At 62.9% G+C, this 18,038-nt stretch carries 11 protein-coding genes and 2 pseudogenes; 5 read left to right on the top strand and 8 right to left on the bottom strand.

Features of this window, described 5'->3' with window-relative positions; all coding sequences use genetic code 11:
• The 3 genes and pseudogenes from BDI24065_RS34260 to istB all read left to right on the top strand — a co-directional run.
• The coding region (locus tag BDI24065_RS34260) for a hypothetical protein (RefSeq protein ID WP_175034917.1) at positions 1-425 on the top strand (425 nt) is incomplete at its 5' end.
• A gap of 347 nt (positions 426-772) precedes the next feature.
• Positions 773-2,329, top strand: a pseudogene (gene istA / locus BDI24065_RS34255) (IS21 family transposase).
• Between the two features lie 15 nt (positions 2,330-2,344).
• Positions 2,345-3,094, top strand: coding sequence for an IS21-like element helper ATPase IstB (gene istB / locus BDI24065_RS34250; protein WP_175034916.1), 750 nt, complete (start codon positions 2,345-2,347; stop codon positions 3,092-3,094).
• A 78-nt stretch (positions 3,095-3,172) separates the two neighbouring features.
• Here istB and BDI24065_RS34245 read toward each other — a convergent pair.
• A pseudogene (locus BDI24065_RS34245) lies at positions 3,173-4,399 on the bottom strand (IS256 family transposase).
• Between the two features lie 72 nt (positions 4,400-4,471).
• On the opposite strand from BDI24065_RS34245, the gene BDI24065_RS34240 reads away from it, so the two are divergent.
• Positions 4,472-4,666 carry a hypothetical protein gene (locus tag BDI24065_RS34240; RefSeq protein ID WP_302479483.1) on the top strand — a complete coding sequence of 65 codons (195 nt, stop codon included), beginning with the start codon at positions 4,472-4,474 and terminating at the stop codon, positions 4,664-4,666.
• 238 nt (positions 4,667-4,904) lie between these two features.
• On the opposite strand, the gene BDI24065_RS34235 is transcribed toward BDI24065_RS34240, so the two are convergent.
• The 6 genes from BDI24065_RS34235 to BDI24065_RS34210 form a co-directional block, all read right to left on the bottom strand.
• Entirely contained in the window at positions 4,905-5,855 is a 951-nt protein-coding gene (locus BDI24065_RS34235; protein ID WP_175034915.1) for an IS5 family transposase, read from the bottom strand.
• Between the two features lie 230 nt (positions 5,856-6,085).
• Positions 6,086-7,177 carry an IS5 family transposase gene (locus BDI24065_RS34230; protein ID WP_175034914.1) on the bottom strand — a complete coding sequence of 364 codons (1,092 nt, stop codon included), beginning with the start codon at positions 7,175-7,177 and terminating at the stop codon, positions 6,086-6,088.
• 347 nt (positions 7,178-7,524) lie between these two features.
• Positions 7,525-8,679, bottom strand: coding sequence for a hypothetical protein (locus BDI24065_RS34225; RefSeq protein WP_175034913.1), 1,155 nt, complete (start codon positions 8,677-8,679; stop codon positions 7,525-7,527).
• 58 nt (positions 8,680-8,737) lie between these two features.
• Positions 8,738-9,010 (bottom strand): hypothetical protein, encoded by a 273-nt coding sequence (locus BDI24065_RS34220; protein ID WP_175034912.1) that lies wholly within the window; start codon positions 9,008-9,010, stop codon positions 8,738-8,740.
• A gap of 1,324 nt (positions 9,011-10,334) precedes the next feature.
• The gene (locus tag BDI24065_RS34215; protein WP_175034911.1) at positions 10,335-12,644 is read right to left on the bottom strand and encodes a hypothetical protein; all 2,310 of its coding nucleotides are present in this window, start codon (positions 12,642-12,644) and stop codon (positions 10,335-10,337) included.
• Positions 12,645-13,372: 728 nt separating this feature from the next.
• Positions 13,373-16,390 (bottom strand): type III effector protein, encoded by a 3,018-nt coding sequence (locus tag BDI24065_RS34210; RefSeq protein WP_175034910.1) that lies wholly within the window; start codon positions 16,388-16,390, stop codon positions 13,373-13,375.
• Between the two features lie 150 nt (positions 16,391-16,540).
• Here BDI24065_RS34210 and BDI24065_RS34205 point away from each other — a divergent pair, with 150 nt between their 5' ends.
• Positions 16,541-17,143 (top strand): hypothetical protein, encoded by a 603-nt coding sequence (locus BDI24065_RS34205; protein WP_175034909.1) that lies wholly within the window; start codon positions 16,541-16,543, stop codon positions 17,141-17,143.
• A 374-nt stretch (positions 17,144-17,517) separates the two neighbouring features.
• Here BDI24065_RS34205 and BDI24065_RS34200 read toward each other — a convergent pair whose 3' ends face one another.
• The gene (locus tag BDI24065_RS34200; RefSeq protein WP_175034908.1) at positions 17,518-17,793 is read right to left on the bottom strand and encodes a hypothetical protein; all 276 of its coding nucleotides are present in this window, start codon (positions 17,791-17,793) and stop codon (positions 17,518-17,520) included.
• Between the last annotated feature and the right edge of the window lie 245 nt (positions 17,794-18,038).

Genomic DNA, 18,038 nt, shown 5'->3' with positions numbered 1-18,038 from the left:
GCACGCCTGCGGCGCGCCGCGATATCGGCTCCGCACTGGACGCGCTGGTCCGCGGAAACACGGCGCGGGTGGCGGTGCAGGCTGCCGCGCATGCCGATGACCGGGCGCTGCTCGACGCCTACCGTCAGGCGTCCGGGACGAACGAGCGCACGGCGCAAAACCATGCTGCCCAGCTGGCCCATCTGGCCAGCTGGCTGCGGGCGACGCCTGACGCCCAGGGGCGGGCCCGCCCTACCCTGAGCGAGCTGAAGGACGAACTGGTGGCCTCCGGCGCTCGCGCCCTCGACAACCCCCATGTGCACGCGTTCCGGAATTCACAGGCCGGCACGCCTGCGGCGCGCCGCGATATCGGCGCCGCACTGGATGCACTGGTCCGCGGAAACACGGCGCAAAGGCACCGGCCTTCACGCGGCTTCGGATTTTGAGGCGCCCGCTTCGCGTCCGGTCGCGCAGCATGCCCATCGGACGTGTCCAATGCGGCAATACGCTCAACCGTGGTTCGACATGCCTATCCAGCTGCGTATTTCGGCGAAGCCGAACAGCGATTTCGGTTGAAGTCGAACAGGGTTTCCGGAGGAAGGTGAACAGCCGTTTCGGTCGAAGCTGAACAGTTCAGGCGGTTGCCGAAATGGGTGTTCACCGACCGAAACGCGTGTTCATCCTGCCGAAATGACTGTTCGGCGACCCGAAACAGCGGACAGCGTCTCGGTTGGCGGTGCTGCGAATGGCTCAATCCGCCGGCGTTATGGTGGTCTCTTTTTGGAGACGGACCATGCCGGCCCACCGGACGACCATGCGCAGAATAAAAGAAGTGCTTCGCACGAAATGGATTTGTAATATGTCTCATCGGCAGGTCAGCGGGGCCTTGGGCGTCGGACTCGGCACCATCACCCAGTATTTGCAGCTCGCTGCATCGGCAGGCCTGGATTGGGCAGCGGTCGAGCCGCTGTCTGAGTCGGACCTTGAGCGGCTGCTCATCAAGCGCGGCGCCGGCCGCACGATGGTTGTTGGCGATCGCGTGGATCCGGACTGTGGGTGGATCCACGCCGAGTTGCGCCGCAAGGGCGTCACGCTGCAGCTGCTCTGGGAAGAATACGTCGGCGCCCATCCCGGCCAGCGGACCTACCGCTACACGTAGCTCTGCCAACGGTACAAGGACTGGGCCCAGACGCTGAAGCGCTCGATGCGCCAGCAGCACCTCGCCGGCGAGAAGCTGTTTGCCGACTTCGCCGGGCCGACCGTGCCGATTCTCGATCGCGCTGGCGGCGTTGCGTTCAAGGCGCACATCTTTGTTGCCGTGCTCGGCGCGTCGAATTACACGTATGTGCGTGCGACCCGCTCGGAGGCTACGCCTGACTGGATCGGCGGCATGATCGGCGCGATGGAATTTTACGGCGGCGTTCCGCGGCTGCTCGTGCCGGACAATACGAAGGCGCTGATCTCGAATGCCGATCGATACGAGCCCACGCTCGGCCTGACGACACAGGACTTCGTGAATCACTACGATACCGCGATGTTGCCGGCACGGCCGCGCAAGCCGAAAGATAAAGCGAAGGTCGAGGTCGGCGTGCAGATCGTCGAGCGCTGGATCCTTGCCCGGCTGCGGAACCACCGCTTCTTCAGCCTTGCCGAACTGAACAAGGCGATCGCCGCGCTGATCACCGATCTGAATGCCCGGCCGTTCAAGAAGCTCGAGGGCAATCGCCGCGAGTGGTTCGAGCGTCTCGACCGGCCGGCGCTGCGCCCACTGCCGACGCGTCGGTACGAGATCGCGACGTTCAAGAAATGCCGCGTCAACATCGACTACCACGTCGAAGCCGGCGGCCACTACTACAGCACGCCCCATCAGCTCGTTCGGCAAGAGGTTCACGCCTGGGTCACGCGCTTCGGCGTCGAGATCCTGTACGGCGGCAAACGCGTCGCCGCCCACGCCCGCAGTCGACTCAAAGGCAAGTACACCATCGTGGCCGAGCACATGCCGGCGGCGCACCGCGTGCATATGGAATGGACGCCCGGGCGACTGCTCAGTTGGGGCGCATCTATCGGCGCCGGCGCCGAGGCGATCGTGAAGCACCTGCTGACCAGCCGACCGCATCCCGAGATGGGGTACCGCGCGTGTCTCGGCCTGCTGTCGCTGTCGCGCAAATACGGTAAGGAACGCCTCGAGGCGGCCTGCCAACGTGCACTGGTAATCGGTGCGCCGACGCAGAAGTCGGTACGCAACATCCTGCAATCGGGCTCCGACCGGCAGCCATTGACCCAACGCCGGACAACCGAATGGCTATCGCCGCTGCATGAGAACGTGCGCGGTCCGGAGTACTACCACTGACCCAAGGAGGTCGCGATGTTGATGCAGCAAACTCTCTCTCAACTCAAGGCGCTCAAGCTCGATGGCACGACGCGCGCGCTCGAGGAACAGGCGGCGCTGACCGTCAGTACGAGCCTGTCGTTCGAAGATCGGTTCGGCATGGTCGTCGAACGCGAGCTCGCCTGGCGCGACACCCGGCGGCTCGAGCGGCTGTTGAAGTCAGCCAAGCTCAAGAATCCGCAGGCCTGTGTCGAAGACATCGAATACAAGCAGAGTCGCGGGCTCGACAAAAGCGTCGTCGCCACGCTCGCGAGTTGCGACTGGATCCGCAACGCGCAGAACATCATCCTGACGGGGGCGACCGGCGCGGGCAAAACGTGGATCGCGTGTGCGTTCGGTCAGCAGGCCTGCCGGCAGGGCTTCTCCGTGTTGTACGTGCGCGTCGCCCGGTTGTTCGAGGAGCTGAAGATCGCCCACGGTGGGGGTAGCTTTACACGACGACTTGCACAGCTCGCGAAGATCGACGTCCTGTTGCTCGACGACTGGGGCCTGCAGGACGTCGATCCGGGATCGCGCAACGATCTGCTCGAGGTGCTCGACGATCGCGTGGGCACTCGCTCGACGATCATTACCAGCCAGCTTCCGCAGGATCACTGGCACGCGTGGCTTCAGGATCCGACGCTCGCCGATGCGATCCTCGATCGCCTCGTACATCAGGCTCACAAGCTGCCGCTGAAAGGCAAGTCGATGCGCAAGCCGAAGGACACAAACGAAAAAGTAGCTTGATCTCGAACACCCGCAGTACAATCTAAGCACTACGCATCACCTACCTCCTGACCTGTTCGACTTCACCGAAACAGGTGTTCACGTTCCCCGAAATACGCAGAAGGCGGACCGCACGGTCTTGGCCAGCACATTGCGCAGCGCCAGCCAGAGCAGCTTGATCGCCGCCTCGTCATTCGGGAAGTGGCCGCGCGTCTTGATGATCTTGCGCAGTTGCATGTTCAGACTTTCTATGGCGTTTGTCGTGTATACAACCCGTCGAATTTCCGGCGGGAACACGTAGAACGGCACGACGTGCTCCCACGCGCGTTGCCATGATTGAACGATCGTCGGGTACTTCGCGCCCCAAGGTCCGTCGGCGAAGTCTTGCAGCGCCTGTCTTGCCGCCTCTTCGCTGGCGGCCGCGTAGATCGGACGCAGCGCCGCGGCCAATGCCTTGCGATCCTTGTAGCTGGCGTACTCCAGACTGTTACGGATCAGATGCACGATGCAGGTCTGAACGGTGGTCCGTGGATAGGCTGCGCTGATAGCCTCGGTCAACCCCTTCAAGCCGTCCACCACGGCAATCAGGATGTCCTGGCAGCCGCGCGTCTTCAGTTCGTTGAACACCTTGAGCCAGAACTTGGCGCCCTCGGTCTGCTCGATCCAAAGGCCCAGCACGTCGCGCTGGCCGTCGGCCTAGATACCCAGCGCCAGATAGACGGCCTTGTTGCTGACCACGCCATCGTCGCGGATCTTGACCCGCAGCGCATCGAAGAACACCACCGGATACATCGTCTCGAGCGGGCGGCTCTGCCAGCTCAGCGCTTCGGCCATCACCTCGTCGGTGACCGAGCTGATGAAGTCGGGCGAGACCTCGGTGCCATAGTGCTCGGCCAGAAATCCCTGAATCTCGCGCACGCTCATGCCGCGGGCGTACATCGCGATGATGCGCTCGTCGAAACCGGTGAAGCGGCGCTAGTGCTTGGGAATCAGAATCGGCTCGAAGCTGCCGTCACGGTCACGAGGCACGTCGACCCGGACTGGGCCACGATCGGTGATGACCGTCTTGCCGCTGGCGCCATTGCGCTCGTTGACCTGCCCGGGCGGCTTGGGCTGGCCCGCAGGATAGCCCAGATGCAGATTCATCTCGGCGCCCATCGCACGCTCGATGACCGCCTTGTTGAACGCCAGCATCAGGTCCTGCACCTCGGCTGGCGTCATCGGCCCCTTGACCAACTGGTCCAGCAGTTCCTTGGGCAGTTCAGGCAGCGGCCCGCGGGCCGCTGCCTGACGCGCTACATTTTGTCTTTTCTTCTTCATCGGCATATCCATGGCCTTTACACCTCATGATATGCCCCGCCCACGAAATCACGGATAGGTCCGTCGTCGCTGAACGCGATGGACAGGGCGGAATACCTCGACCGGTTTTTGCGCGACCCGCAACCGGCCGAGCGGTGGATCGGGTGCGGCCGCGTCGAGCGGTTCGACCCGGCCTGGCGGCCGTTCGCCGGGCCGCTGACCGGGCGCAGTCCCGATACCGCGCGGTGGATCACCTTTGCCCTTGCCCTGCGGATCCGCCGGAGTCAGGCATGAAAAAAAACGGCCGGAGCCTAATGTCGTTCAGTTAAGACCTGAACGGCATTTTTGTTTTCGGGGGTTGGAGTTGTAAACGGGGCGGCAAGCTGTTTAGGAAGGTCTGCATAACTCGTTTTCTGGGTGCCGGATCTTTCCTCTACCTTCAAATTACGAGAGTTGGGAGCAGTCTCGAAACCGCGCACCGTTCGTCATGGCGGTGTATATGCCCAGGCGACCGCCGGCAACCCGCGCGCTTTTACGTTGTACGTAAAGCCTTGCGGGCCATCCACAGGTTACCCAGCGCAATCAGCGTGGTGATCTGAGCGGTGTTCTTCATCAAGCCTCGGTATCGCGTCTTCACATAACCAAACTGGCGCTTGAGGACGCGAAATGGATGCTCGACCTTGGCACGGATACCAGCCTTCACACGTTCGATCTCCTCGAATATCGCATCCAGTCGGTTGCTCAAGTCCAATTGCCTGCGCTTGCCGGGTCTCATCGCGACGTGCCAGCTCACCGAGCGGCGTTCGCAACGCCTCGCGATGCCCTGATATCCGGCATCGGCATACACGTCGTTTTCGCCTCGGTGCAACAGCGCTTCGGCCACGGTGATGTCGTGACCGTTGGCCGCCGTGCCGATGACGGTGTGAACCAGGCCCGAATCCGCGTCCACACCGATATGCGCTTTCATTCCGAAGTACCAGTTGCCGCCTTTCTGCGTCTGCTGCATTTCCGGATCTCGCGTACCTGAGGCGTTCTTCGTCGAGCTCGGCGCGGAAATCAAGGTCGCGTCGACCACCGACCCGGCCTTCAGGACCAGTCTTTTCTCTTCCAGAATCTCATTGACCACGGCAAGAATCTGGACCGCCAGCCCGTGTGTTTCGAGCAAGTGACGGAACCGCAGGATGGTGCTTTCGTCCGGCAACCGCGTCATGCCTCCATCGAGGCCCGCAAACTCGCGATATAGCGGTACGTCATACAGCGCTTCTTCCATCGCCGGGTCTGATAGGCCGAACCATTGCTGCATAAAGTGGATTTGCAACATCGTCGCAATCGGGACCGGCGGTCGCCCTGTCTTACCCTTTGGGTAGTACGGCTCGATGAGCTGAATCAGTCTCAACCACGGCACGACGCACTTCATCTCGTCAAGAAATTCCCGCTTGCGCGTACGCTTTGTTGACAGGTTAAGCCCAAGATCAAGTTGCATCGTCTCTGCACCTCGCTCATTCGCGTCTTCCCAGCATAGGTCACAACTGCGTCTGCCCCACGACTTTTGCAGACCTTCCTTAACAGGTCGTTGAATTACTGTCGGGCCGGACGCATTTTCCCTTTGACCGTTCGCGGCGATCGCCGCGAAGCGTTCGATTTCGGCTCATTCGCCCGATTTCAATGCGTATGGATCAACCTCGTGGGCTTCCCGGTGCCCACTCCGGTACCTCAGGCGCTCTGCGGACGCAACGCGGCCAGCGATCTCAGCCGCGTCAGGTTGTAGGCTGCCATCGTCAGGGTCAGCAGTTGGTCCACTTTCTCGAGACCACGAACCATGACCTGTCGCAGCAGGCCGATCGTCTTGCCCCAGCCGAAGCACTGCTCAATGCATTTCCGTTTGCGCTGGCTCAGTGCGTAGCCCAGGTGCCGAGTAGTGCGTTTATCGATCGCGCTGCCGCCGCTGCGTTTAGTGTTCCGCGCCACATGCGGCGTCACGTTCGCGTCCCGGCAAGCCTTGATGAACCCGCGCGTGTCGTAACCCTTATCGGCGCCGACTGTGATGCGTCGATCTGGTAGCGCGACGTCCCGCAACATCTCGGCGGCAACGTCACGTTCGGCTCGGCCATTCGCCCGGCTGGCCTGTACATTGACCACCAGACCGTGCCGATTGTCGGTCAGCACATGACCAAGATAGCTCGGCAGCGCCGGTGCCACATTGTTCTTTCGGTACAGGCGGCTGTCACCGTCACTCTTCGATTCATGAGTTTCGTTACTGCGCGGCTGGCCGTGCCAGTTGCCTGGCGGCCGGTCGTCGTCGCTACCATCTTTGCGACGGATGCTCTTGTGACTAGCCCAGGCCTGAATCAGTGTGCCATCGACGCTGAAATGTTCGCCCGACAGCAGGCCCCGCTTCTGCGCCGTTTCCACCGTCGCGTTGAACAGCTCCGTCACCGCGTCGAATTCCAGTAGCCGATCCCGGTTCTTGCTGAACACCGAATGGTTCCACACCGCATCCTCTATCGACAGGCCGACGAACCACCGGAACAGCAGGTTGTACGAGATCTGCTCGACCAGTTGCCGCTCGCTGCGGATGCTGTACAGCACTTGCAGCAGCATCGCCCGCATCAGTTTCTCAGGCGCGATACTCGGTCGGCCTCCCTTTACGTTGACTTCGTACATCGCCGAGAATTTCGCGTCCATCTTCGACAGTGCTTCGTTCAGCCACGTCCGGACCTGGCGCAGCGGATGCGTCTGCGGAACAAACTCTTCTAGCCTCACCGTGCTGAACAACGATTCGTTGTAACCGTCCCCGCCTCGCATCTGCCTGCCCTTCGCTGATCTCGGGAACCTACATCGTGCAGGACGGGGCCGGGGTATTTCAACGGCCTGTTAACAGAGGCAGCGCTCGGCGCTGTGGCGCGTAAACGTCACCCAGGCGGGCCGGATTAATGCAACAACGCCTACTTCTGGCGTAAGCGGCCGGCCAGCTCGCCTTGAGTTCCGCTGAGCGCTTGGGGACGCTTAGTCCGGCCGTTACCTCGATGTGACGCGAAGTGTGCGACGAAGCGCTGTCGTGCCGGGTTCCGATGTACATCGCAGGGTGTCGAGGACGATGATGTGTGGCCCATCCGACGGTCCATCGACATCGGTCAAAGCAGTGTCGGCGTTCAGGCCACGGCCTCGAAATGGCCGCCCTTGTCCCAGATGACGACGGTACGCGCATTCATCGCCGAGGACCCGAGGCGGTCGCGGTGAACGACCCCGTTCAGTTCCGACACGACCTCCACGCTCAGTTTCGGCTGGACACCCGGGTCACTGTTGATCAGATCGACCAACGCACGCGCGGCTCTGCTCCCCGCGGAAATTTTCTCGTTGCCGACCAGATCGAGGTGCGAAGCAGCGCTCAGGATAGTGCGATATTGATCGACCCGGGCCGCGTGCGACGAGCGGTAATCGCCCGTCGCATGCTGCAGCAGCGCAATCAGGAAGCAGTTGTTGCTGCCCTCGCTCGTCCTGCCGTCGTTGGGTATGGCGCGCGTTCCCGCCCGATTGACCGCGCGCTGGATGTGCGACGTGGTCACCTGCGTGGCTGTGACCTCCCGGTAATACGCCAGCTTGTCCGGATAGACCTGCCGCATGTCGGCGCCCAGATCGTCCCAGTCGGTGATGCGCGTCTCGTCGGCCGTCGCAGCTGCGTCGAAATTCCCGTCGATGACGGGCAAACGCTTCAGCAAGGCTTCCGTCCGACTCTGTTCAAGCGCGAGACGCAACTGCGCATCTTCTTCCGCCAGGCTGGCGGGAGGTTGCAGGTCGCCAGAACCTCGTCGCCGTGCTTGATTGAATGCTGTGTGGCCCGATGCGGCTGGCCGCCACACGGTGGGCAGGTGACGCCCTTCGACGATTGACGCGTAACCTGACAGGAACGATGGCCGTGATGACCACGCGCTTCCCGGAACGTGAACGGCAGGTCGATGCCAGCTCACGGGCATACGTTCCGCCACGGGTTGATGGGGCGGAGGGACCGGTGCGAATGGAAAAACTGGGCCGACGAACGGATGCACCGGACGCGCGGCTGGTTCGGTCGGATAAGACCGGACAGGCGCCGGGCCGGGGCGCCATTGATAGGCCGACAAATCTGGCAGCGGGCTGCGCCGTGGCTGGCTTGCGCCGGTAGACGTGCCGCGCGCTTGTGACGCGAGCGCAGACAGCAAACCGAACGGACCTTGCATCGGGCGCGACTGCGCGCTGACACGTACCTCGTTGACGGCCCGATCAATCGTTCGATCGATGTGTCGTAATGCGCCGGAGATTCCTTTGAACATCGCCATTCCTCAAATCAGGTCCATTCGCCCGGCACGTCCCGACCGAGACGGCGGATGACTAACGGTTGTCAGTTTTTTCATTCAGCGCAAGGCGAACCATGCCGCCGCACCGGAAAGATTCGTCTTTTTGAAAAGCGCTTCGTTTTCCGGTGCGCATTCCGGTTCCGTTGCGAAGCCATTCGAAGATGACTCGAGCGAGCACCCTGTTCGTCATCCGGAAAACGATCCGATCGCCGGGATCGCACGATGCGTGATTCCCGGCAGCCAGGTGCCGAGTCACGATCGACCTCGACTCAATGCGCATCGGGGGTTCTCCGAGCGGTTCGGTCATGACCCTCTATCCCTCTCAGATCGACCACTTCGGTACCTTGCAATGCTGCGTCCAGGCATCTCGCGTCGAGTGGATTGTTCACGTCAAGCTCGCGGCTGTCTGCTCGACCGGTTATGCGCTCGCGCAACCTCAAGGCATGTGCTTTTACGTGTTCGTCGACATCGTCTTCCGCCGAGTTTATCGGCTTCCACTCTACCTTTTCCCCGGTTTCCGGGTTCGTTCTCCAGCGTATCGGCGGCGATGTTGCCGGCGGCTCGGATGGCGGCGGCGCAGACACCGGATGCCCGGATGCCGGAAAGACGGAAGGGTACTGTGGCGTTCTGGGCGTCTCCATTTCGCTTTCCTTGCGCTTCCGGATGACCTCCCGCGATTCTGCAACCGCATGCGGCCCAGCGAGATACTCAGGATTCCTAGGTTTATCCATTTTGCTCTCCAGGCGCCGGCGAATCTCGTCCCTTGGATTCCGGGTTCCCTGCCATTGCGCGCCGTGCCCGGCGCGGTTGGCCATGCGCCCCCATGCGGATGCCTGTTCCGACGCGGGAGCAGGCTCCTTCGGGACTCGAAACGGAGACGAATCGTGTGCGGGATTGGCCGGTCTCTTCAGATCGAGCGATGCGTCAGGCGCCGCATGTCGCGGAATCGGTGCAAGCACGACAGGCGCTTGCACGGAACCCGGAACCCGAAACGATGACGGACGCGACGCTGGGCTGGACGGACCTGGCGGATTGCGCAGCGCGCCCCATGGATTCCGGGTTTCCTGCCATTGCGCGCCGTGCCCGGCGCGGTTGGCCATGCGCCCCCACGCGGATGCCTGTTCGGATGCGGGAGCAGGCTCCCTCGGAACTCGAAACGGAGACGAATCGTGTGCGGGATTGGCCGGTCTCTTCAGATCGAGCGATGCGACAGGCTCCGCATGTCGCGGAATCGGTGCAAGCACGACAGGCGCTTGCACGGAACCCGGAACGCGAAACGATGACGGACGCGACGCTGGACCGGACGGACCTGGCGAATTGCGCAGCAAGCTCAGCGCGGGCGGGAGTGACTCGACAGCGTGCCGAGGGGGCGTCTTTCCCGCAGGAACGTCGCCGCTCGGTCGACTGGCAACTTGATCGCCTTCCGGCGAAGTCGAAACGGATGGATCGAATGAGGGTTTCATCGCTTGGCACTCACGCAGTGGCGATCTCGACAGGTACCCCTGAACCTTGGTTCAATGACGATCGTTCCACAGCAGGAATACGAACCGGCGCGTTGTTTCGCGAAGCCATCGATGTCGGCACGGTCCCCCATGCGTCACCGCTTGCCTCGTGGTGGGTCGCCACGACCGTCAGACTCCGTCCGACCCGGATTCACCGGCCCTCCGGAGGGCGCGACGCCGTCTTGCGACACGCGCCAACGCGTCCGTTGCCGATGACGTTGCCTGGTCGATCGTTTTCGCGCCGATGTCGACCGCCACGCCCGAAATGCGCGCAACGGTATCGGCAGTCACCGCAATCGTATTGGCGACGGGTTTGACCACGTGATGCCCGGTGGCCGTTGCCGCGGCCGCCGCGCCCTTACCGATCGGGGCGATGACAGGACCGGCCTTGTCCGCTGCCCAGGCGACGCCTTGCCCCGCTGGTTTGAGCACGTGCCGATGGGCGGCGCCTGCGATCGCCCTGGCGCCGTGACCGAGCGGCTGGAACGCATGATCGTGCGCGAGCCGCGCGGTACCGGATAGCCCGGTTTGCATCGCGGTCAGCGCGGGGCCGACGTACGGCATTTCCCCGACAGGCAAGAGCGCACGGCCGACACCGGCCAGCCCCGCGCCCGCATAGTGCATGCCGATATCGGCCCCCTTGTCGACGACGCCCATGGCCGTGCCCAGCACCTTGGTCACGGCGTACCCGAGCGCCGCATTGCGCTCGCCATCCGGTCTCTGAATGCGGTCGAGATCGTCGAGCCCCGTCTCTTCGTGACAGACGATCCGGGCCAGCATCGCACTTTGCTTGCCCCGCTCCGTGGTAATGCGGGCATTTTCGTTGCCGCCGTCCTCCCCTACCCATATCTCCTGCGCCATCGACGTCGTGATGCCGATGACTTCCGCCGGTATCGAATACATCAGCGTGGCCAGCTGTTCGAACGAACTTGAAACGAGGCCATAGTGTTCGAGTACCGACAGCAACAACCCGAACGTCACGGCGACCTCGCCACTCGTGGCCATCGACCGTATTGCGGATCCGGTGCCGCGCGCGACACGGATCGTGTTGAGCGTCGATTCGCTCACGTGCTGACGGAGGTCGGCCACGTCCGGGCGCGGCAGCACGCCGGAATCGATCAACCGCAACTTGGTTTCGACGAGCTTCTTGTGATCGTTCATCACTTCCACCGGAATAATCGCGCCGGATATCCAGGTCATCATCAGATTGGTGACCTGCTTCGCCGCGAGCAGCGCGGCGGCCGCTTCGGTGTGGCCGGCCTGACGCGCCTCGGCGGTCAGTTCGCGCACGTAGTTGTTCGCGATGGAGCCGATTGCAGCGATCGTCCCCGCGAAGGCCGCGCCCTTCACGTTGGCCCATGCTTCGCCGGCGCTTTCAGGAATGAAGTTGCCGCCCTTCATCACGTGAATCAGGCGCGCGATGACGACCGAGTCGAACGTCTCCGCGAACAGCGGCGTCACAGAATCCAGCAGAGGGCCGACCTTCGCCGCCATGGCGGCGCCCATCGCACGTTTCGCGCTCTCCCAGATGCCGTAGTCGAATATCCCGCCGATCGCTCCACTGCCGGCCACGCCGGCGCCGATGCCGTAGGCGAGCTGTTTGCTGAAATCCCTGCTGGTCGCCAGCGACAGCAGGGACATCGCGCCGAAATCATGCCGGAATCGTGCGATGCGCGCGCATTTTTCGGGATCGTCGTACGGCTGCTCCAGGACCGCTTGCAGATGCGTGCCGATTTCGGCTGCCGGCGTAACGTGAATGCGCATGCCGAGATTGCGCAGGAATTCGGAGGGCGGCGGGCCATCGCCCGGCATGCGGGCTTCGGACGTAAATGCGCCCGTGTACTTTGCGATTGCGTCGCGCAGCAGATCGGTGGCAACGGGCAGATCTCCGTCGGCAAACTGCATGAACTCGCGCATTTTCTGCACCACGTTGTCGTCCCACTCGATGCTGATCGTCGCGTCCTGCGGGAGCTCGAGGCGTTTCACCGCGTCCTGATCCAGGTCCCACATCAGATCCAGTACACCTTGAACGCCACGATCGGAAGTGCACTGCAAACGTCCGTCCTCATTCCGAGTCAGCGGGCCGCTGCAGGGCGGCGGTATCGTGAACCTGATGCCGGCATCGACCGGTTCCGTAGGCGTCAGCGCGGCGGGCGGACCCGCGGACGCAAGATTCGCGCTGTCGGCAGTGGCCGCGACGCTGGCACGGCGGGGCCGGTGCGCGTCGAGCGCTTCTATGCTCACACGACGCAGCCCGCCGGTGCTTCCCGTGTCGATCGACCGACGCGGCACTCGTTCGGGAAGGTCCATTGACGCACGCGGAGAAACATTGCCCGAGCGGCTCGCGGCCTCGACCGATGCAGGATCGGCTGGCGATGCGTCGTGTTCTGGCGAGAACGTCGAAACGACGGGGAAAACGGAACCAATGGAAGACGACATGAAAAACGACCAACTGACGAGACATCGCGGCCAGACAATACCCGTGTCGAAGTTAAGGCGGGGATGCGCCCACGAGGTATTGCCACGTTGCCGGCATGTTGCTGGAAAGGGGCGGCAATTGCAGCGATGAAACGAACCGGCTTCCAGCAAAGCGCACTTGCCAACAACGCTATCGCCGACTGGAAGTATCGTTTCCCGCTGAGTCTGCGCATGAACGAGGCGTTGCTTGCTGCGCGGAATTGACCTGACGGAAGAGACGGTGTGACGCTGGTCGGTGAAGTTCAGCCCGGGCATTGCCCGACGCATCCGTACTCGTCAACGAGAAACTCGAGAGCTACATTGCGGCAAACCAGGGTCCAGGACTGAACGTCGGGCGCCAGCAGCACGAGGGATTGAACAACCATGCGGAAAACTCGTATCTGCCAGTGCGCGAATGTGAAGCGTCGTTTCAAATCAGCGCGTTACCTTCGGCGAATTTGCGCTGGCCCGCAATCAGATGGTAAACCTGTTTATGCGCTGCCGCTGCAACGTGAATGCGCATGCGAAGCGACAGGCACACCAGCCAGCCAATGAGGTACGGGAAGCCTTGACTGGAAATCCACTACTGGGTCTTCCTTCGACATACCCCAGGATTCCTTATGTTTCGTGATCTCAACGCACGACAATCAACACGGTGACAGCGCCCGCGCCCCTAAGCTTCGTCACGCTCGTGCCTCGTGCCTCAGGCCTCAGGCCCGAATCATTCCCCCCAAGTAACCGAATTCGTGGATAAACTGCGCCGGGTCGTCACGCACGGTTGTCGTCGTCTGCGGCGCCAATGCCGTATCCACCACGGCCGGCGTCTCAGCCCTGTCGACCGGCGGCACGAAAGCCGCATCGTAGACGGGTTGCAAAGGGGTATGCGGCGGATCGCTCGCATCGGTCTGTGCATCGTCACGATGCGCCGGCTGAATTGCGCTGTGTTCGCCGCGCAGCCTGACCGGATCGCGCAACACGGTCCGGAATCCGTGAGCGCGCGGCTCGGCGTGAAACAGCATGCCTGCGTTGATCGCGCACATGTTGCCGACGATCTTCGCGTACGCATCGAGGAGCGGCCGCCCTTCTCCACAAAAATAGCTCGTGCGCTCATCGATCGAACCTGCGGCGGCGAGGCGCGCCCTTGCTGCCGTCAGGTCAATGCCGGTCAGATCCACATCATCCGCCCACGATTCATCTGCATCCGGAGGCGGCCACACACCGTTCGCCGCCGAGCCCGGCGCGTTCAACTTCGCGCGCCGTGCGTGGCCTGCCACTCGACTGAATGGCTCCGACGCGAGCAGACGGAAGAATTCGTTGACCTTCGGCGCATCGCCGATGCGGGTGCCCTGACGCGTGGCCTGCGCCTTCGCATCGAGGAACACCGCGTATCGTTCGACCGTATCGACGATGGTCGACGACGTGGCAAAGTAGCCGTTTCGTACAAGAGGATTCGCATCGAAGCGCGCCCTCAGGCCTTCTGGCGTCGCGGCGTCCGGATGATCGAGCAAGGTGGTAAACCCCGGATGCTGCAGCATCAGATAGCTCAGATCCGAGCCCATGATCTCACCCTCGAATCCCTGTGATGCGTCGGTATGCGAAATACCTGGCGTGAACACGCCGACGGGGGTCGGTATGGTCACCGACTCATTCAATCCCGCGTTCTGGTTGTTGAGCACGCGCACGTACTGCAGATGCGTCGACTTCGTACTCAGCTCCGGCGGCTGCCGGAACTTCATTACGATCGTGCAACCTTCCGACGCGTCGAAAACGAGGCCTTGCATCTGGCGTGCGATTTCAGCGCTGTCGATTTTCGGCTCGTCGGTGGCGAGCGCCTCGTTGAGCTTGTTGAGCGCCTTTCGCACCGCCATCCCGAGCGCCGCGCCGGCCAGCGGCTTGCCGCCGTTCGCCGTGAGCGTGATCTGCCAGAACTTGCCGGCCCGGATCGGATTGATCTGATGGTCCGCATAGAGGAATTTTGCTTCCGCGCTCAGCGTCATGCTCCCCGTTTCGTTCGTGACGCTCACCGGGCCGAGCGACTTGTTCCGGTGACCGAGCAGCGCCCCCATTGCGTTGACAGTCGCGCCCCCCGACGCGGTACCGCGCAGCACCGCATGCCACCGCTGCCACTTCCCGCGCTCCTCGAGCGGGCCGTTCTTCTGCACGTCGTAGTTCTTCATCGGCAGATAAACGTTGTCCAGCAGTTCGCGCGCCTGCGCATAGCTGCGATCCGTCTGGATCACCGCGCCCCGGCTGTTCTCGTCGGCGTTGTGCGACAGACGTTCCTTGGCGATGCCGATATGCGTCCCCACTGCGCCGAGCGCGAGGCTCATGCTCGCATAGCTCGCGGACACGAATTTGTCCGGACGGGAAAGCGCATCCGCCTCGGGATAGCGGCCGTGCCAGATCGTCTCGTTGATCCATGAAAAGGCTTCGCTGCGCAGCGCTTCGAGTTGCTCACTCGCGGCGTGCGGCATGAAGCGGTCGCTGCGGGCGAGCACCGTCGCGGCGTACTCGATAAAGCTCAGATAATGCTGCTTCAACGCATCCGCCGCCTCACCGGCGCGTTCGAGGTGTTCAACAGTCGGACGTCGGATCGCATCGTGGAATTGCGCCGGGATCGATGCTTCATCTCCGTAGATGGCCTCGTCCTGCGCCGACAGGGCCGGTAGCGGGTCTGCACCGCTCTCGCGTTGCAGGCGCTCGCGCGTCATCTCGTAGAGCACAAGTGCGGCCGGCGGTACGCCGTCGCACAGTACGTCGAGCTGCCGGTGCACGGCAAGCGTCGCCTTCAGGTCCTTGTGGTGCGACAGGTCGAGAATCTGATGCGGCGCACTGGCTGTTTCAACGAAGAACTGCATCAGCTCGCCGCGCGCGAGCAAATCCAGCGCAACCTTGGCTCCGATATTCTGACTGCCGTCCGTCGACCGGCCCAGGCGCGCGTCGGCGCCGAGCGTGGCGTCGCGAAACGCCACCCGACGGGCCGCGTACGCGACGGAATCCGGCACATCCTTGCGCGTTGCCGGTGGTAGCGGCTGGCGATCGGCGAGCCGCTGTCGCACGACATCGCCAACCGCCGGATACGCGGCTTCGATGATCTCGCCGAATCGCGGCGTGCCGCCATGGCTGCTCAGCGTCTCGTCGAGCGCCATTGCAAGAAGCGCCAACTTCACGCCGTTGAAGCCCTTCTCGAGTTTCTTGTCGGCCAGGAAATACGGCCGCCCGGGTTCGCACACGTAATTGCGGCCGAGAAGTTGCGACGCCGCCGCCGCGATGCGCTGCTGGCCATGCACGAGCTTGCGCGTATTCGGGCCGGCCGACGTGACGATCGAATGGTTGGCGTCCCGGTTCGCAACCAACGTCAGCAAACTCTTCAGGCTGGAATGTTCGAAGTAGGTGTCGCCGCCCGAGTATGACGCCTGGCCATTGACGCGCGCGGCCCAGCCCGATATCTCGCTGCCCACGCCGCCGTGGACGGTCGCGCCGGCCGACGTAAAGAACAGAACGTCGCGATCGTCATCGGAAAGCACGGTACGGCCGCCCGACGCGTTGCCGCTGACGTTGCCGATACCCGTTGAATAGCCCAGGCTCGCGCCCGAGCTCGTCACCACGTTTGGGCCCGATACGCCCTGGCTGACACCGTGCGCCACGCGTTCGAGCCGCGCGGCTTCCCGATCGGCGTAATCCGCCATCAGATCCGGCGCTGCCGCGCTGAAGTGCGCGCGCTTCAATTCCGTCATCAACGCGGAAACGAGATCATACTCGCGTGCCGACGCCGCACCCGCGCCGCCGGCGTTGCGCTTCACGTAGTTGCGGTCGAGGTAACGCGTCAACGCCCTCGACGTGCGCGCCGCCCTGGCAAAACCGTCGCGGACCGCAAGATGCCGCTGGTCCGGCGGCACATTCGTGGCGTTGGCGGCAGTGCCGATTTCCGCGAGTTCCTGTGCAAGACGGGCTCGCAATGTCGTGACGCGCGGATGCGCGTTCGCGACGTCGGCCGGGATGTCGGGCAGCGCCACCAGCAACGCATCCACGGTCTGCCGCAGATGGGCTGCATCGAGCGCGCCGGAATCGGGATGAATGACCACGCCGGCCGGGCGAGCGACGGCCGGCGGCGTTTCCGTCGCCAACACGTCGAGTTCGATGGCCTGACGGGCTTCGTGTTCCACCATCCCGCCTTCATGCAGCTGCGCGGCATCCCGCGTCCTAGCGGCCGTATCACGTGCAACTGCCTCGCGATAGATCGCACGCGCACCGCGTCCTCGCGTGTTCGGATTCCTGAGCGCCATGTCCAGCCCTTCATCGCTCAGACCGCTTGCCGCGGCCGTCTGTCTGGTCGCCGTGACCTTGTCGACGAGATCGCGCAGCTTGCCCGGCATCGACGTGCTCGCTTTCGCGCGTTGTTCGGCTTCCCGCAATCGCGGCGGCGTTTCACGTGGTGCCTCGGCCTCGGCACCCTTGAGCCGCATCATTATGCTTGTTAACTTCATCATGGGACTCCAGCGACGACGCGATGAGCCGGCTCGACACGTCGCCGACCGGTGTCATGAATGACTTCTCGATGACCGCTGTACGACTTCTCCATGACAATCGTAGATTTGCGCTGCCGCGCTAAGGCCAGGCAAAGCGAAGCAACGGCCCGGATTGCGAAGCAGGCGCCGGTGGGCCGGACGGCAGCGTTGATCCCGGGAAGCCCGTCGCCTGCCATGGCGGCGCTAATGTACCGGGAGAATTCAACGGGTCGTCGATGGCGTGTCGCATCGCGCGATGACCAGCGCTGGCGCATCAGCCGATGGGGCAACGCGCGAGGCATGCGCCGGATGCGCCGCCTTCTTGCCTCGTCCCTCTTGCCGCGGGGCTACTTTTTGGCCAGGCTTTTCACATATTCAGCCGTCACGACCTGCGATTTTCCGGAACCGGCATCGTAGGTCATGAAAGGTAGATCGACACCGTTGTTGACTGCCGCGTCTTGTCGTTGCAATTCAAGTGCGGCCCCCGGTTCGTACAGGCTGACGAATATGGCCTGAACATCTCGTGGGCGAGGCTCGAGCAGATTTTCGTTGTGTGGAAGAACCATCCACGCGGAATATTTCGACTTTCCGGTACCGCTGCGGCCGGACTCTATATACGCCATCTGCCGCCCCGCGGGGCATCGCCTCCAACTTCGGCAATGCATGAGCGATTGACGCGTGTTGCTCCGGCTGGAGCCTGCTTGCCAACGTGCCGTTGCCGTCTGCATGCGTATGCGCGCGTCGGACGACACACTGTCGGCATCGCGGACCTCGCTGACGAACCTTCTTGACGACGAGCATTGGCATAAAGAGAGTCATCGGTCAATGAGAACGTCAATGGCGTTGCCACGATCTTCATGCGCAGATC

It is taken from the genome of Burkholderia lata (genome assembly GCF_902499025.1).
Classification (GTDB): Bacteria; Pseudomonadota; Gammaproteobacteria; order Burkholderiales; family Burkholderiaceae; genus Burkholderia; species Burkholderia lata_C.
Note: the sequence above shows the minus strand (reverse complement) of the source record. Positions and strands in the feature narration are given on the sequence as shown.

Excerpts from the sequence above, each read along its gene's own strand:
- istB (WP_175034916.1), top strand. The coding sequence starts at position 2,345 with ATGTTGATGCAGCAAACTCTCTCTCAACTCAAGGCGCTCAAGCTCGAT.
- BDI24065_RS34240 (WP_302479483.1), top strand. The coding sequence starts at position 4,472 with ATGGACAGGGCGGAATACCTCGACCGGTTTTTGCGCGACCCGCAACCG.
- BDI24065_RS34235 (WP_175034915.1), bottom strand. The coding sequence starts at position 5,855 with ATGCAACTTGATCTTGGGCTTAACCTGTCAACAAAGCGTACGCGCAAG.
- BDI24065_RS34230 (WP_175034914.1), bottom strand. The coding sequence starts at position 7,177 with ATGCGAGGCGGGGACGGTTACAACGAATCGTTGTTCAGCACGGTGAGG.
- BDI24065_RS34225 (WP_175034913.1), bottom strand. The coding sequence starts at position 8,679 with ATGTTCAAAGGAATCTCCGGCGCATTACGACACATCGATCGAACGATT.
- BDI24065_RS34220 (WP_175034912.1), bottom strand. The coding sequence starts at position 9,010 with ATGACCGAACCGCTCGGAGAACCCCCGATGCGCATTGAGTCGAGGTCG.
- BDI24065_RS34215 (WP_175034911.1), bottom strand. The coding sequence starts at position 12,644 with ATGTCGTCTTCCATTGGTTCCGTTTTCCCCGTCGTTTCGACGTTCTCG.
- BDI24065_RS34205 (WP_175034909.1), top strand. The coding sequence starts at position 16,541 with ATGCCGCTGGTCCGGCGGCACATTCGTGGCGTTGGCGGCAGTGCCGAT.
- BDI24065_RS34200 (WP_175034908.1), bottom strand. The coding sequence starts at position 17,793 with ATGGCGTATATAGAGTCCGGCCGCAGCGGTACCGGAAAGTCGAAATAT.